Here is a 24125-nt window from a genome sequence, read left to right as displayed (position 1 = left end):
TGCGGTGCGCGGCCACCGCGAGAACGGGCCAGCCCGCGAGTTCACGCCGCAGGAGTACAAGCGCCGCGATTGCCTAGACCCGCGGTGCCGATTGGCCTTGGCCGGGAGGTGCCACGCCAACGTCGGGGCCGACAATTCGGCAGCCTGCGGGGCGCCGCCGTGCGGCAGCCGGGACAACCCAAGGACGTTGTGGCTACGTCCCCGGCGTTCCGGGTTGACCGAACAGCAGCCCCCAGGTGCCACCGGCTCCGCCGGTCCCGTTCGGCGCACCGACGCCGCCGTTGCCGCCGTTACCGCCGTTGCCGATCAGCCGCGCGTCGCCGCCATTGCCGCCGTTGCCGCCACCGCCGACGACGCCGCCAATCCCGCCGCTTTGGCCGCCGTCACCTCCGCGGCCGCCGAGTCCGCCATCGCCGACCAGTGCGGCGTGCCCGCCCCCGCCGGCGTTGCCACCGCTGCCGCCGTCCCCGCCATCGGCGGGATTGCCGATACCGTCCAGGCCCGGATCGCCGCCCGTGCCGCCGGTGCCGCCCTGCCCGCCGGCTCCGCCGGCCCCGAATACCGTCCCTCCGCTTCCACCGGTGCCGCCGGTCCCGCCGCCACCAGCCGTCCCACCGGCACCTCCTGTGGTGATACCGGCGCCGCCGGCGCCGCCGTCTCCGCCACTGCCGGCATGCCCACCGGCCCCGCCGTCGCCGAGCAGCTGTCCGCCGGTCCCGCCGTTGCCGGCGTCGCCGCCGTCGCCCCCCTGCCCGCCTTGTCCGCCACCGATGTTGCCTTGCCCGCCTTGCCCGCCTTGACCGCCGCTGCCTCCGTGTCCGCCTTGTCCGCCCTCGCCGAACAGCTGCCCGCCGGCTCCGCCGCTGCCGCCGCTGCCGCCGACGCCGCCGTCCCCGCCGAGGCGCCCGATCCCGACCCCGCCGAGACCCACGCCGCCGGCGCCGCCATCACCACCGCCACCGCCCTGTCCGCCGGACCCGCCGGCGCCGAACAGCCAGCCCGCACTGCCGGCCGCTCCGCCGACGCCGCCATCACCACCGATTCCCCCGAGGCCGTCGCTGGTGAGGATGGCTGAACCGCCGCCGCCACCGTCGCCGCCACCGCCGCCGTTACCACCGCTTCCGATCAGTAGCCCGGCCTTGCCGCCCGCGGCGCCATCGCCTCCGGCACCACCGGCGCCGGCGTCTCCGACCGGGACGCTGCCGGCCAATTCCGAATCGCTGCCGGCGGCACCGTCTCCGCCGCCACCGCCGGCTCCGCCATTGCCGAAGAACAATCCCGCGTCACCAGCGGCGCCGCCGGCCCCGCCCGTGCCGCCGCTCGCGTTGCCACGGTTTGCCCAGGTAGACCCGCTACTACCGGCGTTGCCGCCGCTACCTCCGGACCCGCCGTTGCCCCAGAGCAGTCCCGCCTTGCTGGCTGCCCCGCCATCTCCGCCGCTGGCACCGACTCCGATACCGGCTCCGCCGTTGCCGCCGTCACCGCCGTCACCTCCAGCGCCGCCGTGGCCGAATAACAATCCCGCCGCGCCGGCGTGCCCGCCCGCGGCACCACTGCCGCCATCGCCGCCCGTGCTGTCGCCCAGACGGCGGTTGCCGTTATCGCCGCCGTCGCCGCCGTTGCCGCCGGCTCCGCCGTCGCCTCCATTACCGAACAGCACACCGGCGCGGCCGGCTGACCCGGCGCCACCTCCAGCTCCGCCTGCGCCGCCCTGGCTGTCGGCCGAGGCGGGATTTCCGCCGGCTCCGCCGTCGCCGCCGGCACCGCCCGCGCCCGCGACACCGCCGTTGCCCCACAACCACGAGTTGCCCGCATTGCCGCCGGTCCCCCCGGCGCCACCGGCCCCGCCGACGGTACCGGCGGCGACACTCGCAGCGGTGCCGCCGTCGCCACCCGCTCCGCCGGTTCCGCCGGATCCGCCGCTACCCAACAACACGCCAGCGGAGCCGCCGCTGCCCCCGTCGCCGCCTTTACCGCCCGCCCCGCCGTCGCCGTTTGTGCCGGCATCTCCGGCCCCACCGGCGCCGCCGTCACCGCCTTGCCCGCCGGTCCCGCCGTTACCGAATAGCAGCCCGCCGTTGCCTGCTTGGCCGCCGGCTCCGCCGAGGCCGCCGTCGCCGGAGCCGGCCGCACCCATGCCGCCACCGCCGCCGTCGCCGCCGGAGCCACCGTTGCCCCACAGTCCGGCGCTGCCACCGGCGCCGCCCGCGCCGCCGACAGCGCCCGGGAAGCCGACCGCGGTCGCGGTACCGCCGGCGCCGCCGGCGCCGCCGTTGCCGATCAGCCAGCCGCCGCGCCCGCCGGCACCGCCGATCGCGCCGGCGCCGCCACCGCCGCCGGCCCCGCCGTTGCCGATCAGCCCGGCATCGCCACCGGCGCCGCCGGCCACCCCGGCGGTGGTGCTGGTGCCGCCGTTGCCGCCGTTGCCGTAGAGCAGTCCGCCGGCGCCGCCGGCTTGTCCGGGTGCCCCGTTGGCGCCATCGCCGATCAGCGGGCGCCCCAGCAGCGCCTGGGTGGGTGCGTTGATCAGGTCGAGTCCAGCCTGCAGCGGTGTCGCGTTGGCCGCCTCGGCGATCGCATACGACGTCGCGGTGCCGCTCAAGGTCTCGACGAACTGGGTGTGAAACGCCGCGGCTTGAGTGCTGAGTTGTTGATAGGCCTGTCCGTGCATGCCGAATAGCGCGGCGATCGCCTGCGATATCTCGTCGGCGCCGGCGGCGAGCACGCTGGTGGTCGGGGCCGCTGCGGCCGCGCTGGCCTGGCTCACGGCGGTGCCGATAGTGCCTAGATCCGTTGCTGCCCTGGTCATTATCTCCGGGATTGCGGCAACATACGACAAAGCGAACCCTCCAACTGGCCCGGGAATCGACCTACCGAGACACTGTGTCCAGTGGTCATTGACGACTACCAACGTATGGCGACGTTGGCCACGTTCGCTGGGTTTTCGCGTAATCGGCTCCGGCGCAGGGCTGGCCGGGACCCAGGGGAGCGCACCCGCGGCCACCACGCTGTGCCCGCAGGCAATCGCCGGCGCCGCCAAGACGACGCTGGCCAGCCGCACACCCCGGCCGCCACACGCTGCCGCGGGCTATGTCCAGGTGGCGGCGGCCTGGCCGGGCAGCAGCACCCCGGCGCCGTTGGCGCCGTCGGTCCCGCTGGGTACGCCGATCCCGCCGTCCCCGCCGCTGCCGCCCCTGCCGAGCTGCCGAGCATCGCCGCCGTTGCCGCCGTCGCCGCCGGCGCCCACGGCGCCGCTTGGCCCACCGTGCGCGCCGCTGCCGCCGTTGCCGCTGTCACCGCCGTGCCCGCCGTTGCCGCCGTTGCCGAACGAGGCGGCCGTGCCACCGTCGCCGGCGGCGCCGCCGGCCCCGCCATTCCCGCCGCTGCTGGGAATTCCCAGGCTGGCGGTGCCGCCGGGACCGCCGGTACCGCCGGTACCGCCCCGGCCGCCGAGCCCGCCGTCGCCGAACAGCTCTCCGCCGGCCCCACCGGAGCCGCCGGCCCCGCCGTTACCGGCGTCGCCGCCCTTGCCGCCGGCCCCACCGTAGCCGCCGGCCCCGCCGTTGCCGCCGCCACCGGCTTGACCGCCGGCCCCGCCGTTGCCGAACAGCAGCCCGCCGGCACCGGCGCTCCCGGCGTCGCCGCCGTCGCCGCCGTCGCCGCCGACGCCACCAGCCGTGTTTCCTTGACCGCCTTGGGCGCCGCCGCCGCCGTCGCCTCCCTGTCCTCCGAGTCCGCCATCGCCGAACAACAGCCCGCCCGTTCCGCCGCCGCCGCCGTTGCCGCCGGTGCCACCGTCTCCGCCGGTGCGGCCGATGCCGCCGTTGCCGCCGTAGCCACCGGCGTCGCCGCCGCCGCCCCCACCGCCACCGTGTCCGCCGGCGCCGCCGGTGCCGAACAGCCAGCCGGCGTTGCCGCCCGACCCAGCCACACCGCCGCCACCGCCGTTGCCACCCAGGCCGTCGCCGCCGCCGCCGTTGGCGGAACCGCCCCCACCGCCGTCACCGCCGTCGCCGCCGGCCCCGCCGTCGCCGAACAGCAGCCCGGCCGTGCCGCCGGTGGCGCCGGCCCCGCCCGCGCCGCCGAGCCCGCCGTCACCGGAGGGAGCGGTGCCGGAGATGCGGGCGTTGCTGCCGGCGCCGCCGTCGCCGCCGGCCCCTCCGGCTCCGCCATTGCCGAACAGCAGGCCCGCATTGCCGGCGGTGCCGCCGGTGCCGCCGGCCCCACCGATGACGGATTCGTGGTTCTGCGCGGTGCCGCCGCTGTTGCCGCCGGCGCCGCCGGCACCGCCGGCCCCGCCGTCACCCCACAGCAGTCCTGCCTTGCTGGCCGCTCCGCCGTCACCGCCGACGCCGGGCGCGCCAGAACCCGCCCCGCCGGCCCCGCCGGCACCGCCTGCGCCGCCGGCCCCGCCGTCACCCCCAAGCAGCCCCGCCCGGCCGGCGTTTCCGCCAGCGGCGCCACCGCCACCGGCCCCGCCGTTCTCACCGCGTTCTGAGCCGCCACTGTCGCCGCCGTTTCCGCCGGCACCGCCTTGGCCGCCCGCTCCGCCGTTGCCGAACAGCAGCCCACCGCTACCGGCCACACCGGCGACACCGCCAGACCCGCCGTCGCCACCGCTGGTCGGATCTAAAGCGTTGTACCCGCCGTCGCCGCCGGAGCCGCCGTGGCCGCCCGCCCCGGCGGCCCCGCCGGAGCCCCACAACCCGGCATTGCCGGCAGTGCCGCCGGCCCCGCCGTCGCCGCCCGCGCCGCCGCGCGCGGTGGTGAAGAAGTCGCCGGCGCCGCCGTCGCCGCCGGTGCCGCCGTCGCCCGCGGCGCCACCGCTGCCGAAGAGCAGGCCCCCGGTACCGCCACCGCCGCCATGGCCGCCGTTACCGCCGGCGCCGGCGATACCTTCGACGGCCTCGCCGCCGCCGGTCCCGCCGGCGCCGCCTTGCCCGCCGGTCCCGCCGTTACCGAATAGCAGCCCGCCGTTGCCTGCTTGGCCGCCGGCTCCGCCGAGGCCGCCGTCGCCGGAGCCGGCCGCACCCATGCCGCCACCGCCGCCGTCGCCGCCGGAGCCACCGTTGCCCCACAGTCCGGCGCTGCCACCGGCGCCGCCCGCGCCGCCGACAGCGCCCGGGAAGCCGACCGCGGTCGCGGTACCGCCGGCGCCGCCGGCCCCGCCGTTGCCGATCAGCCAGCCGCCGCGCCCGCCGGCACCGCCGATCGCGCCGGCGCCGCCACCGCCGCCGGCCCCGCCGTTGCCGATCAGCCCGGCATCGCCACCGGCGCCGCCGGCCACCCCGGCGGTGGTGCTGGTGCCGCCGTTGCCGCCGTTGCCGTAGAGTAGTCCGCCGGCGCCGCCGGCTTGTCCGGGTGCCCCGTTGGCGCCATCGCCGATCAGCGGGCGCCCCAGCAGCGCCTGGGTGGGTGCGTTGAGCAGGTCGAGTCCAGCCTGCAGCGGTGTCGCGTTGGCCGCCTCGGCGATCGCATACGACGTCGCGGTGCCGCTCAAGGTCTCGACGAACTGGGTGTGAAACGCCGCGGCTTGAGTGCTGAGTTGTTGATAGGCCTGTCCGTGCATGCCGAATAGCGCGGCGATCGCCTGCGATATCTCGTCGGCGCCGGCGGCGAGCACGCTGGTGGTCGGGGCCGCTGCGGCCGCGCTGGCCTGGCTCACGGCGGTGCCGATAGTGCCTAGATCCGTTGCTGCCCTGGTCATTATCTCCGGGATTGCGGCAACATACGACAAAGCGAACCCTCCAACTGGCCCGGGAATCGACCTACCGAGACACTGTGTCCCTCATTTATTGACAGCCATCAACATACGATGGTGTCGGTCAACCCCGCTGGGTTTTCGCGTAATCGGCTCCGGCGCAGGGTTGGCCGGGACCCAGGGGCGCGCACCCGCGGCCACCACGCTGTGCCCGCAGGCAATCGCCGGCGCCGCCAAGACGACGCTGGCCAGCCGCACACCCCGGCCGCCACACACCCCGCTGATCGGTCGCGGCGGCCCGGGTGAGGGTTGGTGGCAGGGCGCCACCTCGATGTCGATGCCCGGTTACGCGGCCCGCGGAAGATTCGGCGTCGCCGTTGCCGTGTGCTGCGTCGGCCGGCTGGGGCTCGGGGCCCAGCCAACATAGGTCAAGTAGATCCCGACCAGTGCGAAAGCGATGCACAGCCCGACCCATAGGGCTGTCGCACCAACCATGGTGTTGGCCAGCGATATGAATGCCTTGGGGAACGCCAGCAAGAACAGGCCGCGCAGCGTGACAAGCCAGCCCAGCAACGACACGATGATCGCCGCTGCGCCGCGCCAATACTGGTGGCCCGCGACGATGACAAGGCCAATTCCCAAAATGAAGGCGCCAGTCACCCAGGTCCACAGGGAGTTCGCCTCAAACTGAGACAGCAAGCTCCGCATATCCGAGGCGCGCACCACAGCCATCGCATCGATGATCACAAGGAAGGGGCCGAGCACCCGGGCATACATGCGGGTCCGGGCTTGCGACTCTGGTGAAACGTTCATGGCCATACCTCCATTCGACGCCATTGCCGAATCACCTTCCATCGGACCACTCACCGGACTGCCGCGGTAGGGACTGAAGTCCCGTCTGTTCAGGGATTTCGTCAGGCCGCGTGCTATACCGGCACCAAGAATTCGGACGTGTAGACCTCAGCGGGATTTTGGGAATGGTCGCTAGGGCGCTCGACGATCACCCAGACAGCGGTCGTGCCGGATCGAACGGCGTCACCGATGGTGACTGCGCCCCGGCCGGCGGCATCGAGATCCATGCCCGCGAATACGGTGTTTGGATCGCCCGGACCGCACGGAGCCGCAGCGGACCGGGGTGCCTGGATCAGGCCGACGTCGTAGTGCATTCCCGGCAAGGCGGCGTTGACCAGGTTGACCTCCACGGCGACCGTCGACCCCGCCTGGTGGACGACGGCCGTACCGGTACCCAGTGGGGCCTGCGGCACCACGGGCGCAAACGCGGTTGGGCTGAAATCGCAGTGCCGCAAATTCGCGCGTAGTGCGACCCTGGTGCCGGCGGAACTTGGAGACCCAGCGGCGAGACCACTTCCGGCCAATGTCGCGGTGCCGATCCCCGCTGTGGTTGCTGCCACCAACGTCAATGCTCGTATCGGCCTGCGCATTGCCCCACCGTCTCTGCTCATTGGTTTGCCCGCCCGCTGTAGCTATTGACCGCATCGCCGAGGCGCAAACGTCGCCTGTGGTTGTTGTCCCGGACTCAAAGGCGCGGCTGGTATAACCACAATCGACCGACGGCACTAGGTGCGCCCCCGCGAAGGAGGTCAGGATTGCGGATCTCCCGGCGACAGTTCGGAGCCGCGGCCGGTGGCGTTCTCGTCGGCGGGTTGGCCGCCGCGTGCGGTTCACATGAGAGCACCTCGGCGACCTCATCGCCGATCGCCGGCGTCTCGGCGCAATCGCTGGGCTATACGGTCAACGTCAACGGCCCCAGGGGTGCGCCCGGCCATGTGTTCTTCGTCTACGGCACCACGGCGGCCAATCCCGGGATCGACTCGCGCCCCAGCGTGCTGGTCATTTCCGACCGGGCCGGCAATTTGGTGTGGCAACGCGAACTGCCGGCCGGCCAAACCGCGGGCAACCTGCGGGTCCAGCACTACCGGGGAAAGCCGGTGCTCACCTGGTGGCAGGGTCTCAAACAGGGTGGCCACGGGCTCGGGGTCAGCTACATCGCCGACGAGCACTACAAGGTGATCGCCACGCTGACCCCCGGCGGCGACCTCTCGTCAGACATCCACGAATTCCGGCTCACCGCCGATGGCCGCGCCCTGATCAGCTCATACCAGCAGGTCAGCGCCGACCTGACCGCCGTCGGCGGGCCAAAAGACGGCAAGGCCTACAACTGTGTCGCCTCGGTGATCGACGTAGCGTCTCGGCAGACGCTGTTCCAGTGGGACGCGATGAGTCACGTGCCGATCGCGGACTCGCCGGCTACCTACACCCCCGGACAGGTCTTCGACCCGTATCACCTGAATTCGATCGCGCTGGATCCGGTCGGAAACCTGGTGATCAGCATGCGGTCGCTATCCACGGTCTTCAACATCGACTACCGCACCGGTGCCATCAATTGGCGGCTGGGCGGCAAGCACTCCACCTTCGCCATGTCCGACGGCGTCGAATTTGCCTACCAGCACGATGCCGAGATGCCTGAGGCCAACACGCTCACGCTGTTTGACAACCATTTCGAAGGTAACCAGGGACAAAAGAGTGGCGGTAGCGTGCCGAGCAGTTTGAAATGGATCCGCTTGGACACCAAGGCCGGCCGGGCCAGTTTGATCCGCGCGCAGCGGCATCCGGCAAATCTCAGCGCCGGTGCCATGGGCAACCTGCAACAACTGCCGGGCGGCAACACCTTCTCCGGATGGGGTACCGCCGAACACATCGCCGAGTTCACCGCGGCCGGTGACATGGTGTACGACGCCACCCTGACCGGCGGCACCTATCGCGCGTTCCTGGAGGAATGGACTGGCGATCCCATCGAACCGCCGCAGCTGACCTTCACCGCCAACACCGCGCACGCCGTCTGGAACGGTGCCACCAAGGTGGCCCAGTGGCGATTGCTGCGCGGGCCGCAGAGCAACGCGATGACGCCGCTGAGCACGGTGGCCTGGGCCGGGTACGACACCGCAATCACCCTCACCGGTGACTCCGACGGCTACTACCAGCTGCAGGCACTCGACGTTGACGGCGCTGTGCTCAACCAGTCAGCGCCGGTCATCCGCTAAGCCGCGCGGGGTTGATCCACCCAGTCTGCGATCGTGGCGGCGAGTCTGCGACCAGGGCGCCGCTAGCGGCGACTTGGGCGCGCTAGGCGCAGCCTCGACTAACTACGGTCCGATCCGGATCTTGCCCGGTGACCACAATCCGCTGTGGGTCGCGGTACCCAAATCGAGTCGCGCAGGCGGGGCGTCGACCAGAGTGTCGAACTGACGCAGTGACCCCCAGTCGCGGGCCCAGTCGCGGGACAGATAGGTCGCCATGACGTGGGCCCGCAGCAGCAGATCGGTGATGCCCAGCAGGCCGCCGTTGACGCCGTCTTCCCAGGTGTCGGTGTCCAACTTCTTGGCGTTGTAGTCCGGCGTAATGCGGAACTTCGGGATCTCGGTCACGCCGTTGACGTGCAACATCGGTTGCTGGCACGGGAACGCCAGCCCGACCGCCCAGTCCAGCAGCACCGGTTGTGTCGACCCGACGTATTCCTGCAACGAGCGCAGGTCCGGCACCCGTGGCGGGGTGATGGCGATCCAGTCTTCCGGCGTCAACGACAAGTCTTCGGCCACCACCCGGACCGCGACCGCGTCGGCGGGCATCTTGTCACGGGCAAAGCGCAGATTGCGCCACGCTTTGGGCTGCTCCCCGAACAGATCATCGGGCACCATCCGTCCTGCGGGCACCAGCGGGCCGGGGCCCGGTCTGGCGTACTCGAGGACCACGGTTTGCCCCGGGGTATAGCCGTGCAGGACGCTGTTTCCGGCGATCTTGCCGGCGGCGGTGATCACCACCAACGGATGCCCGTCGTCCGGCTTGGGCAGTTGATACCACGCCGACGTGAGCGTGCTCTGCTGCTGCGCCCCGGTGGTGTACGTGCCGGCCAGCGGAACCCTCGCCGGATCCAACTGGTACGGCAACGGCACGGTGGACCCGTTGATACCCGGGGTCGTCAGCTTGGTGGGCTGATCCCAGTCGTAGTCGGTGCCAGGCTGATTCGGCTTCATCACGATCGCCTCCGCGACGGTGTGCTCCGGCACGCCGTTGGATGTGAAGCCGACCGGGCTGACCCCGCCCAAGGGACCCAGCGGACTGTAGTGGCCGGGCAGCGGTGTCATGAAGCCCGCATTGGTGTCCGGCTCGACCAGCACGTCGTCGGCCAGACCGCAGCCGCCCACGAATGCCCGCAGGTTGGACCAGCCATTGGAATAGGTGGGGTATTGCCTGACGATCCCGATACCCATCGACGCGACGAACACCAGCGCCATGAAGCCGGCGGCAATTGCTACCGGCGCCGTGGTCAGCGCTGTGGTCACGCGCCCCTCCCCGCTGCCGCGCGGGGCGAAGTGCAACCACGACGCATACAGCAGGGAGATCGCGAACAGAGCGAAAAATATTGTGCTGACTGTAATGCCGGCGATCTTCGGCATGGTGCTGTTGAACGGGACTCCGTAACTGGACACGTACCACCAGCCATTGGTGGTGGCCCAGCACAACGCCAGCAAGAAGAACAGCGCCGCCAAAAACGCCATCCGATTGCGCGACCAGCGCAGCACGGCTGGCGATACCAGCACCGTCGTCAGCGCGGCCATCGCCGCGCCCACGGCGGCGAACAGCCCGAAATGGTGCACCCATTTGGTGGGGGTGAACATCAGGAAGAACATGGTGCCGAAGATGACGCCCATCAGCCGCCACGCCGGCCCCCGGGCCACGCCGGGAATCCGCTTGCGCCGCAACATGATGAACACCGCGGTGAACAAGCACAGGGCGGTGATCAGGAAGCCGAACCTACGGGAAAGCGAGCCGTCGACGGTGGGCAGGATGAGGTAGTAGTAGCGCAGGTTCTCGGTGTACCAGGCCTGGCTGGGGCCGATCTTGCCCCGAACCCGGGTCGCTTCGAACACGGTGGACAGTGTTTGGTCGGCGAACACCACGGTCAGGATGATGGTGCCGGCGGCCAGCATCGGGGACAGCAACGGCAACGTGCCGACCTGGCGTCGGCGTTTGACCAGGATCCGCAGGATGGGACGGCCGCCGGCGACCAGCGCGGCCACCGCGATCAGGCCGGTGGGTTGGACGCCCAACGTAAACGCGGCGGCGATGATCGCCAGCGCCGCCGGCGTCAACCGCCCGTAACGCATCGACCGCTCGATGAGTACGTAGGTAACCAGCGAGCCCAGCGCGATGATGCCCTCCGGGCGCAGGCCGTTGTTGAACGGCATCCACGCGGTCAGCAGGACCATCGCCGCGGCCCAGTTCGCGGGTTTGCTGGCCGTCACGGCCGGCCCCAGCCTGGGCAGCACCTCACGGGACAACAGCAACCAGCACACCAGCGCGGCGAACAGGTCCGGCAGCCGCATCCAGATGCTGGCGTCGCTGACGTGAGTCATCAGCGCCAGCAGGTTGTAATACCAGCCGAACGGGTCCTCGGGGCTGCCGAACCAGCGGAAGTAGTTGGACATGTAGCCCGCGTGGTCGGCCACGCGCGCCATGCCCAGGATGTAGCCGTCGTCGGAGGAGTTGGCCCCAATGACATGCCAGAGCAGGAAGGCGAAGATCACCACGGCGTCGACCAGGGTGAAGGTGCGCCAGTTGGCCGGGATCAGGCGGCGCATGCGGCGGGCCGGCGACGATGCAGACCGGAACGGCCTGAGGAGGTGCTGCGTCATCGAGCCGCGGCCATCGAGCTGGTCGAGGCGCCACAGCGCGATCAGCGAGACGGTGGTGGCCACGATCGCGCCGATGATCGCCAACAACTTCAGCGTCGTCGGGGTGGTGGAGAACCGGGTATCGATGGTCGCCGAGAGCCGCAATCCGTCCGGTGCCGGCCCGGACAGGTCGGTGAACACCCCGACAATCTGCGGACGCAGGTTCGGATCCGGATAGCCACTGCGCAGCGGGGCGCCGGATGGGTCCTTGAGGCCGACGAAGGTGGCGAAGGTGCCGGCATGGGTGGAGCTGATCTCGATGGTTGAACATCCCGGCGCATTCGCGCCGCCGACCACCTGGTCGCGTGGTACCGACAAGATCACCACGTTGCGATCGGTCACATCCACCCGTTGGCTGCTGACCACGACGAACAACGCCTGTAGGTTGGCGTCTTTGCCTTGCTTGGGCGCGGTGCCCAGCACCACCCCGCCCTTGGCGGGCATGTCGCGGATCACGCTGCACGGCACCGTGGCCGTCAGATCGACCGGCGTCAGCGAGATCAACGGCGCCGTCACGCTGCCCAGCTGCCCGTTTTGCGGCCAGTTGAGCATCGCGGTGGTCTGCACGACGGGTAGCAGCGGTGTCGCTATCGACAGCAAGAAGCCGATCAGGCCCGCGATCGTCGCCATCCACCGCGTCACCCGCACGTCGTTGCGGCCCCGCGTCGGTACCGCGGAAGTGACCTGCTCGTTTTCGTTCATGACGCTCATGGCAGGGCCCTAATCGGTCCTTGTCGACTCCAGCCGGGCACCGTAATCACACCCTCTTCGATGACGGCGTTGGGCGCCTGGTCGGCCGGCACCAGCCGGTAATACTGTTCGACCGATCCCCAGTCGCGATGCCAGTCGCCCCGCAAATACGTCGCGATGGTCGACGTTCGCAGCAGACCCTGGGTGAACAGGAACGGCCCACCGTTTTGGGCGGACTGCCACAGGTTCGACGACACCGCGGTCTGCTTGTGATCGGGCAGGATCCGATACTGCGGAAGTTCGGCGACACCGAGGTGTTCGGCGAACGGTCGCTGACACGGGAAGCTGGACGCGGTAGCGATGTCCATCAGCACCGGGGTTTGCGACCCGACCAGCTGTTGCAAGGTCTCCAGCACCGGAACCCGCGGTGGCGTGAACGCGAACCATTGTTCGGGGCTCAGGTTTGGGTCGTAGGCGACGATGCGTGCGACGTTGGCCTCGGGCGGCGCCCAGGCCAACGGGAACCGCAGGTTGCGCCACGCCGGCTGGGGCCCGATATCGATCGGGAACACCTGGCCGAGTGGCTGGGTGGTGCCGTCGGGTCGGGTCACGCCCCACTGCAGCTTCAGCGACTGGCCGTACACGAAGTCACCGTCTTCTTTGTAGGACCAGATCGCGCCCGCCGCGGTAACCACCACCAGCGGCCGATCTGCGGTGTCGGCTTGCCAATCGGTGGGCAGCTGATACCAGGCCGACGTCGCGGTTGCGGCTAACGAGTTCTCGCCATAGCTGCCCATCACGGGCGTGCGCGCCGGATCCAGGCCGAAGGGCAGCGCCGCGTGCGACCCGTTCACACCGGCCGGGCCCCGTCCGCCAGCGGTACCCGCCGAGTCGGTGATGGCGGCATTGGGTTTGTTGGGGGAGGCGTCGGAATTGACCACGCCGGGCTTGCTGACCACCGGGTCGGACTTGAGATCCTCGCCCACGCCCCCGGGTTTGAAGCCGACGGGATTGATGCCCCCGAGCGGGCCGTCCGGCCCGAATGTCTGGCCCGGAAGTGGCTGCAGCATGCCGGCATTGGGATCCGGCTCGGCCAGCACATCGTCGGCCATGGCGCAGCTGGTCGGTGACAGCTCGGACGTCAGCGCGGCCAGGTTGGCCTTCGCGGTGGTGTACAGCGGGTAGCGAAACACCGCGCCCTTGGCCAGCGAACCGACTTCGCCCAGCACCATGATGACGGCCACCACCAGCAGTGGGGTGGAGGCCAGCACTCGGTTGCGCCGATTGTCTTTGACCTCGGTGTGCCCGGCGTAGTCCATCCGGAAGTGGTACCAAGCGGACAGCAGCCCGGTCAGGATCGACAACGTCAGGAACATCGACGTCACCGGGTGACTGGCGATGACGGGCTGAATGTCGTACCACGGCACCCCATAGTTGCCCACGTAGAACCACCCGTTGATGCCGGATGTGGCCCACGCCAGCACGAACAGCAGGGCGGTGACGTACAGCGCCAGGTTGCGTCGACTGTGCAGGCCGATTCGGGACACGGTGAACGCGGTCAGCGCCCCCAGGGCGCCGGCCAATCCGGCGAACGCGCCGAACTGGATGGCCCATTTTGTGGGGGTGAACGTCAGCAGCAGCAGCCCAATGGCGGTGCTCCCGATCAGCCGCCAGGCGGGGCCGCTGGCCACCCCCGACACCCGGCCGCGGCGCAGCAACACGAACAGCATCCCGAACATGCAGAGCAGCAGCACCAGCACCGCGAACCGCCTCGCCATCGACCCTTCGGCGTTGCTCTCCACGGTCAGGAAGTAGTACCGCAGGAAGTCCTGATACCAGGCGATCGTCGGACCGACCTTGTACTTGATACGTGCCGACTCGGCGACCGTGGCCAGCGTCTGGTCGCGGAACACCACCACCGCGATCAGCGACAACGACGCGGCCAGTGTCGCCAATGGCGCCAGCAGCCCGTCCGCGGCCCGGCGACGCTGAATCGCCTGGGCGATGGCCTTGGCGCCGGTAAGCAGTGCGGCGACGGCGATCAGTCCTTGCGGCGCCAGTGTCGCGGTCAGCATGGCCACGAAGATGGCAACCGCAGCGGGAGCCAGTCGGCCCAGCCCGATCGCGCGTTCCACCAACATCCAGGTCACCAGCACGCCCAGCGCGATCAGCGGCTCCGGCCGCAGTCCGTTGTTGAACGGTAGCCAGGCGGCCAGGAATACCGCCCCGGCGGTGAATACCGCCACCGGGTTGCCGGCCAGGCCTCCTCGCCCGGGTCCCAGGCGCCGCAGCGCGCATCGGCTGATGATCAGCCAGCAGGCGATCCCGGCCAGCGTGGCTGGCAGGCGCATCCACACGCCGGCCGTGCTCTCGGACGCCAGCTTGGCCAGCAGGCTCGGATACCAGTCGAAGGGTGCCTCGGTTGTGCCGAAGTAACGGTAGTAGTTGGCGACGTAGCCGGCATTCGGCGCGATCCGCGCGATGGTCAGGTTGTAGCCGTCGTCGGAGGAGATGGCGCCGATGACATGCCAGAGCAGCAGGGTGGCGATGACGCCGGCATCGGCGAGCCAGGTCGCGGCGCCGACGCGCCAGCAGGTGGCCCGGTGCACCCGCGGGCGATAGCGGGCCAGCCAGGCGATCGGCGAGCGCCAGCTGCGCAGCGCCTCGCCGCCCCGGCTAAGGCGATCCAGGGCCGTGAGGGCGAGGATGGCGCCCAGGACGGCCAGCGTGCCCAGCACCATCACGATCGTCTTGGTCGCCGTCGGCGTCGTGATGAATCGGGTGTCGATGTCGATGCGCGCGGATAGGCCGGGCTGAGCGGGGACCTTCAGGTCGGTGAAGATTCCACCGATCTGAGGCTTCTTCTCGGGGGGCAGCGTCCCCGCGGCGCCGGGAATTCCGACGAAGTCTGCGCCTGCGCCGGTGGCGTCGGCCCAGATGTGCAGCACGTCGCAGCGGCCGTCGGCAATCGCCGACCGCGGTGCGGCCGTGGCCACCGTGTCCCGGAAGGCGACCACAACCGCATCCTTGTTGGCGCGCACGAACAGTCCGTGCTTGCCGGTGTCCACGCCGCCGGCCGGCAGGGTGGACAGCACCAGGCCGCCGTCGGCGGGCAGGGTGGCGATCGCCGAGCACGGGATGGAGATATCCAATGCCCGCGGGGCCCCGGACACCAGCGGCGCGGTGATCTGGGTGATCTGGGTGTTATTGCCCTCCGCCGGATTGCCCTGAGGCCACAGGATCGTCGCCGTCGTCTGCTTGACCGGCAGCAAGGGCACCAAGGCGCACAAGAGCAGTCCGGCGATCCCCAGGACGACGGCTGCTAATCGGGCGATCCGGTGGGATCGCTCATTACCGTCGAGGGGCACGAGGGTCGATGGTAGGCGACGCGCCTGAGCGCATTTCGGACCCCGGGCCGCGCCGGGGCCAGTCGGGGGAGATAGGGTCTCGTCGCCGGAAGTGCGGTCACCGTTTGTGCGACGCGCCCGCGACCATGTCACTGCTGGCCGGAAAGCAAGTGGGAAGCGAAAACCGCATGTGCCCGCGGAGCAGTTGCCGCTGACTCATTCGATCGGCAACTTGAGCACCCGGGCGTTGCTTACGTCCACGACGTAGACCGTGCCATCGGAATCCACCGCCAGTCCGTCTGTCGTGCGGACGCCATCAAGCGGCAGTTCGGTGGGTGCGCCGGCCCCGGCGTCGTATTTCAGCACGTGAGCGTAACCCCGTCGGTCCGGGTCGGTGACATAGATGGCGCCGCTCGCGTCGACCGCCACCCGCTGGCCGGTGAGAGATAGTTTTGCGGGCTTGGCCGCTCCCGGGGCCAGCTTGCGCACCGGATCGTGGGGGCCGAGGCGGTGGGTGTTGGCAGCGGAGGTCGCCAGATAGACGTTGCCAGCCGCATCGACGGCCAAGCCGGAAGGAACGGCGATTTCGGTGAACGGCAGTTGGATCGGTGTCGCCGCCCCGTGGGGCAGCTTGCGCACCCGGTTGTTCCCCTGCTCCGCCACGTACACGGCGCCGGCCGTGTCGACGGCGATGGCGGACGGCACCGAAAGATCGGGGAACGGCAGCTCCGTGGGCGCGGTCGCCCCGGCGGGCAGCTTCTGCACTCGATCGTCGCGGCCCGCGACGCCATCGGTGCCAAGGTCGGCTACGTAGACAGCGCCCACGGTGTCCACGGCCAGCGCCATTGGTAGGTCGAGGTCGTGAAAGGGCAGCTCGGTGGGTGCGTCGCTGCCCGCAGCCAACACCAGCACCCGGTCGTTGCGACGGTCGGCGACATAGACGGCGCCGGCGGCGTCGACGGCTACCTCGCCGGGCTCCTGCAGGCCAGGAAACGGCAGGATGATCTGCGAGCCGTACCCCCGGCCGGTTGGCGCACTGTCCGGTCGCGGGACCAAGACCACGATGACCGCGATCACGGCGGCGATCGTCAGCAGGGCGGCCGGGACCGTGATGGTGGTCCGTCGCCACCACGGCGGAGGTCGCGCACAGGTATCCGCTGGCCCGGCTGCCATCTGCCCATCGTAGGCAACGCGACGCTGTTTGTTGGGGGCCCCGAGTGGACCGTGCCGCATTGGAGGCTAGCCGCGCCGCAGTGGTCCGGGATTCCACAAACCGCTGCGAGTCACCGTGCCCAGCCGTAGTTGTGCGGGCGTCGCGTCGGGGTAGTAGGGGGTCAACCGCTGCAGCGAGCCCCAATCGCGGAACCAGTCGTCCTTGAGGTAACTGGCCACTGTCGTGGCGCGCGACAGCAATTCGGTGATGCCCAGCGGGCCACCGCCGTTCTTGTCCATGACGGGCGAGTTTGCCTCCGCGCCGAACCGGTCCGGCAGGATCCGCCATTTCGGCGTTTCATCGACGCCGTTTTGGTGGCCGAACGGCCGCTGACAGGGGAATGCCAGCCCCACCAGCCAGTCCAGGAACACCGGATCAGTCGATCCCACCACTTGCTGCAGCGTTTGCACCTGTGGAATCCGGGGCGGGGTCAGCGCGATCCAGTGCTGTGGGGCCAAGTCCTGGTCGTCGGCGACCAGACGAACCTGGGTAGCGGTTTTCGGGATCGCCGACAACGGCGCCCGCAGGTTGCGCCAGGCCGGGGCCGCCCCGACATCGCCAAACTCCATCGACCCGCCGGCATGCCCGCTGGCCGCTTGCGCATCGGTGGCCCACTGCAGCTGAACCTCACGCGGGTCGAACCGGCCGGCCGCCGTCACCACGATCAGCGGCGCTTTCTCCATCTGCTCCGGGGAGGGCAATCGATACCAGCCCGAGCGCAACATGGCGGGTACCTGGATGCCGGCACGCCAGCTGCCCAGCACCGGAGTTCGGGCCGGATTGAGGTTGAACGGCAGGCGGGCACGAGACCCGTTGATTCCCGGTGCGGCCGTGGTGCCGCCCTCGGTGCCCGCTTCGGTACCGGTCACCAGTCCGTCGTCGTCGAGGAAGCTGCGATCACCTGGGCGTTCCATCACCGGGTCGGCGGAGACGTTGGCGGGAACTCCGTTGGGCGTGAATGCTTCTGACAGGGCGGCGCCCAGCGCGTCGGCCACCGGAGCGCGTACCGGAGCCAGCATTCCCGCGTCGGGATCCAACTCCACCAACACGTCTTCGGCCAGCCCGCAGCTCTTCCCGGTGAGCGCTTGCAGATTGGACCGGCCCACCGACCATGCCGGGTATTGGGAAATCATTCCCTGGGTCAGTGAGACGACCTCCATGATGACCAGCAACCACGTCGCAATCGCCAACGGGGACTGGACAATTCCGGCCAGTCGTGCCCCTAGCCGGGTCCGGGGCGACCCGTTGTCGGTAGCGACGAAGTGAAACCACGCCGCCACCAGCAGCACCACGACGGAGAGCTCCAGCAGCGCGGTGGTCAGCGACCACCGCCACTTCGGAAACGAATTCGACCACGGCACACCAAAGTTGGAGACATACCACCAGCCATTGACACTGGCGAATGACAGCGCCATCACGAAGAGCACCACGGCGGCGAACACGGTGCGATTGCGTCGCGAGCGTAGCGCTGCCGCCGTCACCGCGACCGCGGCCAGCGCCCCCAAAGAACCGGCCAATCCGGCGAACACCCCGAAGTGGTGTGTCCATTTGGTGGGCGTGAACATCATCGCCAGAAATGAGATGATGGTGATCCCCATGATGCGCCGGCTCGGCCCTGCCGCGGTGCCCGGAATTCGCCCTTTACGCAACGACATTGCTACCACTACGGCGAGCGCAAGGACCAGGGCTAGCACCGCGAAGCGGCGGGCCACCGAGCCGTCCGGGCTGGCCATGAACAGCCGCTCGTAGCGGATATGTTCGTCAAACCACTTGAGGCTAGGCCCGACCGCACGTTTGAGCATGCTGGCCTGGGCCTCGCCCGCGAAGGTTTGGTCGCGGAAGATGAGGATCGCGGTGACGGTGGCCGCGGCCAGCAGCGGCGCCAGCAGCGGCAGTGCACCGAACTGTTTGTAGCGTCGGTGCAGGATGGTCAGGAGCGGGCCGATCGCGACCAGCAGCGCGCCGATGGAGGCGATGCCGGTGGGCCCGGAGAACAGCGTCAGCGCACCGATGATGCAGGCGATGGCGACCGGCAGCAGCCGGCTGGTGGCCACCGCGCGCTCCACCGAACACCAGGTCAGCAGGATGCCCAGGGCGATGATCGGCTCCGGCCGCAGCCCGTTGTCGAGCGGCAACCACACTGCCAGGAACATGCCCGCCGCGGTCCAGGCGGCGGCGCGGCTCTGCTTTACCGCGTGCCCCAACCGCGGGATCACCTCACGGCTGATCACCCACCAGCAGGTCAGCGCCATCGCCAGGGTGGGCAGCCGCATCCAGATGCTGCTGGTGCTGACGTGCGCCCACAACGCAAGTAGGTCGTAGTACCAGCCGAACGGCGCCTCGGGTGTGCCGAACCAGCGGTAGTAATTCGCCATGTAGCCGGCATGCTCGGAGACCCGGGCCATGGTCAGGATGTACCCGTCGTCGGAGGTGTTGGCCCCGACGAAGTGCCACCACACCAGTACGGCGATGACCAACGTGTCCAACCCGCCGATCGACCACCAGCGCGGCGGGAGTATCCGCCGGTGGCGGGTGCCGTCTGCGGTGTCCAGGATGTGCAACGCGACCAGTGCGGCGGCGGTGGTCAACAGGCCCAGGATCATCGCCGCCATCTTCAGCGGCGTGGGGCTGCTGCTGTAGCGGGTGTCGACGGTCGCGGAGAAGGTCAAACCCGGTGGGGTGGGCCCGGAAAGATCGGTGAAAACCCCGACGATCTGCGGCCGGAAGTCGTAGCCGCCCCGTTCGCCGCGCAGCGGTTCGCCGGGACGCTCGGCGCGGGGCCCCTGCTTGAGCCCCACGAATTCGGCGGTGACCTGGTCGGCATGCGCGGTGAAGGTCAATCGCTGGCAGGCTGGGCCGAGGACTTCGCTCAGCGGCGCGGTGACGACCGGAACGTTGCGCACCACCAGCACCAGATCGTCGTTGGCGCGCTGGATGAGCAGGCCGCGGTCGACGGCGTTCGGGGCTTGCTTGGGGACCGTCGACAACAGCACGGTCTTGCCGTTGTTTTGCGGTCCGGCGAGCCCGGCGGCGGCCTGACAGGGCACGCTGACGTTGAGTTCGGTGGCCACATACCCTATCAGCGGCGCCTCCACGCTGCTGAACGTGTTGTCCTGCGGCCAGTTCAACTGCGCGGTGGTCTGGTCCACCGGCAACACCGGGGTGGCCAGCGCCAGAACCGTGCCGAGCAGACCTGCGACGACTGCGACAAGTCGAGCAATCCGGTATTTTGCTCCCGCGTCGCTCACGGAGGTAGATGGTAATTGTTTCAATGTGCCCGGTTCGGTTTCGGTGGCCATCAGGCGCTAGCCTCCGGCTTGCGGATGGCAAGCACGAACGGCCCGATGGTGTCGACGGCGAAACGCGGGTCGTCGAACAGCGCCGCTTTGAGGTTCACCGGGTAGCGACGGACATTGGGTTGGTTGGGGTAGACGTCCTGGGCCAGCCGCAGCGTATAGGTGTCGTGTGCGCCGCGGCGCATCAAAAAGACCGTCGGCGCCGACCACGGTAGTTTGTCCAGAGCCTGAACGAGTTCGTCGGCCGTCTTGAGCTTGGCCCAGCTCTCGATGTGTGCGGCTCGCTTGTCGAACTGTGCCAGCGGGTTGGCGTAGTGCGAGGTCAAACCCTGAAAGCCCCAATAGGGGTAATACGACAGGAAGCTGTAGTCGGCGGTCAGCACGACGAGCTGGTCACGCGGCTTGCCGGTGACCCTTCGGATGGCGGCGTCGATTGTCGGATAGTACTTCTCGGCACCGGGCGGTCGGCGGTCGCCGCGCTGACCGAGGCCGTCGGTGTCGGTGTATGCGATGGTGAGGTCGGGTCGCAGTACGTCGGGAATGTCCTGGCTGAACGCGATCGCCCCAGCCAGGCCGATGGCGCCGGCCGCCGGGATGACTGCGCGCGCCTTGGGAGCCAGCGCCAGCGTCGTTTCGACGAAGCCAAATACCCCGGCGGCGGCCAACAGCACGGTCAAAGTGGGTTGCAGCCGGAACGACAGCAGCGTGGTGCGCGCCAGCGTGGTCAGCATCGATAGCAGCGACCACAGGTAGACGGCCAGCACGCCGATGGCAAGGGCGCCGGCCCGTGTCGACGATCGCGCTCGCACCACCAGCCACAGGGCGCCCAGCATGCATAGCGCGCCCAGCAGCGAGAACTGCAGCATCGGAAAGGTCAGTTCGGCGCCGTCGGCCGGCAGATAGTGCTGCGCGCTGCCGGTGTTGCTGACCGGGCTATGGGCTGCCCGCAGCAGGAAGGGCAGCCAGGTCGTGGCGGCGATCACCGCCGCGATGGCGGCGATGACGGCCAGCCGGCGCAGCGGGTCGAGGGCAGCGCGGAAACCGGCCCTGAGCCCGCCGCGTTGCCAGCGCGATGCGGCCAGCAGCAGCGCCATCAGCGTGACCGTGAACGCGCTGTAGGCGACGAGCAGGGTGTACCAGGTGGCGGCAAAGCCGAGGAAGACTCCGGCGCCGACCACTGCCGCCCAGCCGCCGCGCGCGGTAGCGCCGGCGCGCAGTCCCGACCAGGTCAGCACCAGCATCGGCGGCAGCAGCACCGTGATCATCGCGGCGTAGGGCTCCGGCGAGCTGTAGGCGAGGGTCACGGCCGCGGTGGCGATGGTGACCAGCAGCGCGTACTCGAAGCGGATCATCCGCCACCACAGCACCAACGCGATCGCCACCGCGACGGTGATCGAGGTGATCGCCCAGGGCTTGAACACCTCCCACGCGGGTGTCCCGGTCAACGCGGCGGCGCGTCCGCCGATCCAGAACCAGCCCGGCGGATAAAACGGCGGTAGGCCGAGGTAGGTCATGTCGTGCAGGGCAGGGCTGTCGGTGAGTCGGGTCAGGTATTCGGTGCGAAATTGTTGATCGACGGAGATGCCGAACAGGTAGAGCCGGGTGGCTCCCAGCGGCATGCCCAGCGTCACCACAGCGAATGCGGAGACGAACACCAGCCCGCCGAGGCGAGCCAGCCACCGCGACCGGCCGCGTCGCCACGCCCAGCCGGCGGCCAGCAACCCGGTCAGACAACCAACCTGGCCGACGGTGGTCAGCGCATGTAGCTGGTTTGATGACGGGAACGCCGGCCACTGGACGCGGGAGATGGCGGCCAGCGAGATCACCGCCACCAGCATGGCCACTGCCGCCGCCGCGGCCATCTGGCCGAGCGTGGCCAGCGCATTACGCATGCTCAAATTGGGAGCTTGCGGAAGATGCTCCGCGGGATATGACGCAACACCATCATCACGTAACGGAATGTTGCTGGCGCCCAAACCAATTCCTTACCTTTTGCGGAAGCGGTCACCGCGAGGTTGGCGACGTACTCCTTGTCGACGGTCAGCGGAGCTTCCTTGAGATGCGAACTCATTCGGGTGCGTACCTGGCCAGGCCGGATTACCAGCACGCGGACGCCATGCTCGCGCAGCGCTTCGGACAGCCCCAGGTAGAAGCCGTCCAGACCGGCCTTGGTGGAGCCGTAGACGAAATTGGCGCGCCGCACCCGCTCGCCCGCAGCCGAGCTCATGGCGATGATCTGGCCGAATCCCTGGGCGCGCATCTTTTCGGCCAGCAGAACGCCGACCGAAACCGCTGCGGTGTAGTTGATTTCGGCGATCTGCACGGCCTTGCGTTGGTTCTGCCACAGCTCCTCGGCATCGCCTAGTAAGCCGAACGCGACGATCGCCACATCGATATCGCCGCCGGTGAACGCCTGCTCAATCACCTTCGGATGACTGTCGGTGTCCACGGCATCGAAGTCGATCAGCTCCACCGATCGCGCGCCGGCGGCGCGCACCTCAGCGACGGCGTCCTCCCGGCCCGGGTCGTCGGGCAGGCAGGCCAACACAATCCGGGCCGGCGCATTGCGCAGGTAGCGCTCGCAGATGGCCAGCCCGATCTCCGAAGTGCCGCCGAGCAGCAGCACCGACTGGGGGTTTCCTACAGCATCGAGCACCATTTAGAGCAGCTCCAAACGTCGGGCCATGTCGGAGGCGAACACGTGCAAGGGATCAACCTTGCGGCGCACGGCAATCCACTCGTCAATGCGCGGATACATGGCGTGGAAGGTTTCAGCGGTGGTCCGTGAGTCCTTGGCGGTGTAGAGGCGACCGCCGAATTCCAGCACCCGGCGATCGAGTTCGCCCACGAATTCGTTGAGGCCGGCCTTGATCGGGAAGTCGACGCAGATGTTCCAGCCCGGGATGGGGAAGCTCAGCGGCGCCCGATTGCCGGGGCCGAACAACTTGAACACGTTGAGGAAGGAGTAGTGGCCACTGGTTTGGATGTCACGGATGATGCTTTTGAACTCGTCAACCGCCTCGGTGGGAACCACGAACTGGTATTGCAGAAAGCCGGCTTGGCCATAGGCGCGGTTCCATTCACCGAACATGTCCAGCGGGTGGTAGAACTGCGTCAGATTCTGAATCTTGCCGCGATAGCTGCCGGATTTGCGATACCACAATTCGCCGATCGGGCCGAACGTGTACTTGTTGGCCAGCCCGTTGGGAAATAGGTCGGGCAGCGTAAGTAGTTGTGGCGCATCGAATTTCAGCGGGTTGCGGCGAAGCTTCGGGGGCAGCTGCTCGACGGTGGCCAAACGGCCGCGTGAGACGGCCGCGCGGCCCAGCTTCGGGGGCGCGCTGATCGCGTCGAACCAGGCGCTGGAGTAGGTGTAATTGCCCTCGCTGCCGTCGCTGTGCAGGGCGATCGTTTCGTCCAGGCTGGCGGTGACGTCACCGTCGGCGATGAAGTACGCCGTTTCGGTGGGAGTCATCTCGATGGTCGCCCGCAGGATGATGCCGGTCAGGCCGTTGCCGCCGACGGTGGCCCAAAACAGTTCGCAGTCGTCGCCGGTCGGGGTGAGGTGGCGGATCTGGCCGTCGGCGGTGAGCAGCTCCATGCTGCGTACGTGGTTGCCGAAGCTGCCCGCGCTGTGGTGGTTCTTGCCGTGGATGTCGCATGCGATCGCGCCGCCGATGGTGACCTGGCGGGTGCCGGGCAGCACCGGTACCCACAGCCCGAACGGCAGGGCCGCTTTCATCAGCTGGTCGAGATTGACCCCGGCGTCGACGTCAGCGAGCTTGGTGTCGGCGTTGAGGCAGTGAATCGTGCGCAGCGAACTCATGTCGATCACCAGGCCGCCCCCGTTTTGGGCGTTGTCGCCGTAGGACCTGCCCAGACCGCGCGCGATCACGCCGCGCCCGCCGGAGTCGGCCGCCCGCGCGACCGCCCGGGCGATCACCTCTGGGTCTGGCGTGCGAAGTACCTCGGCCACTGACGGTGCCGTGCGGCCCCACCCGGTCAGCCGGGTGGCCGTGGTGGAAACCGCGCTGGGTTCGGAGGTGGTCGACATCGTCAAAGAGGGTACCGCCTGCCCGGGCGCGGATGGGTGCGCAAGCCCGCTGGACAGTCGGACAAACCCCA

General features: G+C 69.4%; 12 protein-coding genes. 1 reads left to right on the top strand and 11 read right to left on the bottom strand.

The genetic code is table 11. The annotated features are described in order from the left end of the window. Positions 1–193: 193 nt before the first annotated feature. The 4 genes from MB901379_RS23265 to MB901379_RS23250 all read right to left on the bottom strand — a co-directional run bounded on the left by MB901379_RS23265 (position 194) and on the right by MB901379_RS23250 (position 7143). Positions 194–2839, bottom strand: coding sequence for a PE family protein (locus MB901379_RS23265; protein ID WP_158018743.1), 2646 nt, complete (start codon positions 2837–2839; stop codon positions 194–196). A gap of 249 nt (positions 2840–3088) precedes the next feature. Then, entirely contained in the window at positions 3089–5737 is a 2649-nt protein-coding gene (locus tag MB901379_RS23260) for a PE family protein (RefSeq protein ID WP_158018742.1), read from the bottom strand. Between the two features lie 309 nt (positions 5738–6046). Beyond that, on the bottom strand, positions 6047–6514 hold the full coding sequence (locus tag MB901379_RS23255) for a hypothetical protein (RefSeq protein WP_232021945.1): 468 nt from the start codon (positions 6512–6514) through the stop codon (positions 6047–6049). A 113-nt stretch (positions 6515–6627) separates the two neighbouring features. Then, the gene (locus tag MB901379_RS23250; RefSeq protein ID WP_158018740.1) at positions 6628–7143 is read right to left on the bottom strand and encodes a hypothetical protein; all 516 of its coding nucleotides are present in this window, start codon (positions 7141–7143) and stop codon (positions 6628–6630) included. A gap of 165 nt (positions 7144–7308) precedes the next feature. Here MB901379_RS23250 and MB901379_RS23245 point away from each other — a divergent pair, with 165 nt between their 5' ends. Then, complete coding sequence (locus MB901379_RS23245; protein ID WP_158018739.1) at positions 7309–8763, top strand: arylsulfotransferase family protein; 1455 nt, start codon at positions 7309–7311, stop codon at positions 8761–8763. Positions 8764–8865: 102 nt separating this feature from the next. On the opposite strand, the gene embB is transcribed toward MB901379_RS23245, so the two are convergent. The 7 genes from embB to MB901379_RS23210 all read right to left on the bottom strand — a co-directional run bounded on the left by embB (position 8866) and on the right by MB901379_RS23210 (position 24054). Then, the gene (gene embB / locus MB901379_RS23240; protein WP_408632400.1) at positions 8866–12156 is read right to left on the bottom strand and encodes an arabinosyltransferase EmbB; all 3291 of its coding nucleotides are present in this window, start codon (positions 12154–12156) and stop codon (positions 8866–8868) included. Positions 12157–12161: 5 nt separating this feature from the next. Further along, on the bottom strand, positions 12162–15512 hold the full coding sequence (locus MB901379_RS23235) for an arabinosyltransferase domain-containing protein (RefSeq protein ID WP_158018737.1): 3351 nt from the start codon (positions 15510–15512) through the stop codon (positions 12162–12164). Positions 15513–15707: 195 nt separating this feature from the next. Continuing rightward, a complete protein-coding gene (locus MB901379_RS23230; RefSeq protein WP_158018736.1) occupies positions 15708–16664 on the bottom strand; it encodes an NHL repeat-containing protein in 957 nt (318 codons plus the stop codon). A gap of 66 nt (positions 16665–16730) precedes the next feature. Beyond that, positions 16731–20003, bottom strand: coding sequence for an arabinosyltransferase domain-containing protein (locus MB901379_RS23225; protein WP_158018735.1), 3273 nt, complete (start codon positions 20001–20003; stop codon positions 16731–16733). Beyond that, positions 20003–21892 (bottom strand): galactan 5-O-arabinofuranosyltransferase, encoded by a 1890-nt coding sequence (locus tag MB901379_RS23220; protein ID WP_158019401.1) that lies wholly within the window; start codon positions 21890–21892, stop codon positions 20003–20005. Before MB901379_RS23220 ends, MB901379_RS23225 begins: the two co-directional genes overlap by 1 nt. Positions 21893–21894: 2 nt before the next feature. Continuing rightward, positions 21895–22659, bottom strand: coding sequence for a decaprenylphospho-beta-D-erythro-pentofuranosid-2-ulose 2-reductase (locus MB901379_RS23215; RefSeq protein WP_158018734.1), 765 nt, complete (start codon positions 22657–22659; stop codon positions 21895–21897). Beyond that, entirely contained in the window at positions 22660–24054 is a 1395-nt protein-coding gene (locus MB901379_RS23210; protein WP_158018733.1) for an FAD-binding oxidoreductase, read from the bottom strand. It abuts the gene before it with no gap. Positions 24055–24125: the final 71 nt, after the last annotated feature.

The sequence above is a fragment of the Mycobacterium basiliense genome, assembly GCF_900292015.1.
GTDB lineage: Bacteria > Actinomycetota > Actinomycetes > Mycobacteriales > Mycobacteriaceae > Mycobacterium > Mycobacterium basiliense.
Note: the sequence above shows the minus strand (reverse complement) of the source record. Positions and strands in the feature narration are given on the sequence as shown.

What these genes read in the sequence shown, in the direction of transcription:
- MB901379_RS23255 (WP_232021945.1), bottom strand. Translation starts at nt 6,514, where the DNA reads ATGAACGTTTCACCAGAGTCGCAAGCCCGGACCCGCATGTATGCCCGG.
- MB901379_RS23250 (WP_158018740.1), bottom strand. Translation starts at nt 7,143, where the DNA reads ATGCGCAGGCCGATACGAGCATTGACGTTGGTGGCAGCAACCACAGCG.
- embB (WP_408632400.1), bottom strand. Translation starts at nt 12,156, where the DNA reads ATGAACGAAAACGAGCAGGTCACTTCCGCGGTACCGACGCGGGGCCGC.
- MB901379_RS23230 (WP_158018736.1), bottom strand. Translation starts at nt 16,664, where the DNA reads ATGGCAGCCGGGCCAGCGGATACCTGTGCGCGACCTCCGCCGTGGTGG.
- MB901379_RS23225 (WP_158018735.1), bottom strand. Translation starts at nt 20,003, where the DNA reads ATGGCCACCGAAACCGAACCGGGCACATTGAAACAATTACCATCTACC.
- MB901379_RS23220 (WP_158019401.1), bottom strand. Translation starts at nt 21,892, where the DNA reads ATGCGTAATGCGCTGGCCACGCTCGGCCAGATGGCCGCGGCGGCGGCA.
- MB901379_RS23215 (WP_158018734.1), bottom strand. Translation starts at nt 22,659, where the DNA reads ATGGTGCTCGATGCTGTAGGAAACCCCCAGTCGGTGCTGCTGCTCGGC.
- MB901379_RS23210 (WP_158018733.1), bottom strand. Translation starts at nt 24,054, where the DNA reads ATGTCGACCACCTCCGAACCCAGCGCGGTTTCCACCACGGCCACCCGG.